This is a genomic window from Bradyrhizobium sp. NBAIM08, assembly GCF_020193935.1.
GTDB lineage: Bacteria > Pseudomonadota > Alphaproteobacteria > Rhizobiales > Xanthobacteraceae > Bradyrhizobium > Bradyrhizobium yuanmingense.
The window spans coordinates 1-380 of record NZ_JADYVR010001406.1 but is presented as its reverse complement, the minus strand read 5'-3'; the positions used below and the strand labels follow the sequence as shown (position 1 = coordinate 380).

Sequence of the window (380 nt, the reverse complement as noted above, 5' to 3'; positions counted from 1 at the left end):
AGTGTAGGAAAGGTCGCGCTCGCTGTGACTGCGCACCGGTGCCCGTAGGCCGCGGCAACGGCTTGCCTGAAGTGGCCCTGGCCCATCCGTGGTCTTACGAGAGCAGGCGGACCGTAACGCGGTCCCTGCCACTCCAGGGTGATGCCGCGAAGGTCTGGCTCCCATGCCAGGTCCACGCGCGCGCGATGTTGCAGTGCCGTGAACGCGTGCTGTGCGTAGTCGCTGTCGGCGCGTCTCGCGGGATCAGCCAGGTCGTACCCGGTGTAGGTCACGCTGTCTCTCGCCCAATGCCGCGGCTCGGGTAGCTCCTCGCCCTGCTCGGCGAAGAAGATGTTGCGGAGGATCACGCAGCCGACCGTCGGGTCGGGGTCGGTGGACCC

General features: G+C 67.9%; 1 pseudogene. It reads right to left on the bottom strand.

Annotated features, from left to right (window positions below):
* A pseudogene (locus I6F37_RS45155) lies at window positions 1-380 on the bottom strand (hypothetical protein); the annotation flags it as partial.